General features: G+C 56.0%; 1 pseudogene. It reads left to right on the forward strand.

Annotated elements, in window-relative coordinates:
- Nucleotides 1-146: 146 nt before the first annotated feature.
- Nucleotides 147-527: pseudogene (locus DQ241_RS20305) on the forward strand (hypothetical protein); the annotation flags it as partial.

The following is a 527-nucleotide window of genomic DNA, read 5'->3' on the forward strand; positions in this document are numbered from 1 at the left end:
AGATGTGTATAAGAGACAGGTTCTCCTCTCAGACCTACGTCGCCGTCGAGCCCACTGGGCTAGATCCGTGCGACCTACTCATGCAACGCGGACCAGAAGCCGTTCGAGAGCTCGTAGCACGTCGAATCCCGCTGTACCGCTATGTCATGGAGAACACAGTTAGCCAGTTCGACCTTGATCGTGCGGATGGCCGTGTTGCTGCCATTAGGGCAGCAGCCCCTCTAGTTACCAGCATTCGCGACCAGTCCTTAGTGGACGGCTATCTGCGTGAGCTCTCCCAAGTGGTAGGTACTGACGTTGACCTGGTACGTCGAGAGGTCTCGCATACCCGAAGGCAGCATCGTTCTGAGCCGCAGTTGACCATCGTTCCCCCTCCTGAACCGCAGCAAGGTTCGGGGATCCCGTGGCCAGATCCGGCTGATGTTTCCTTGTCAGCTGAACGAGGATTCCTCAAACTTGCTCTGCAACATCCCGACCTCTTTAACGAAGAATGGGACCAGGTCGAGGTCTGTCTCTTATACACATCT

Origin of the sequence: Blastococcus sp. TF02A-30 (assembly GCF_003319185.1) — a bacterium.
Taxonomy (GTDB): domain Bacteria; phylum Actinomycetota; class Actinomycetes; order Mycobacteriales; family Geodermatophilaceae; genus Blastococcus.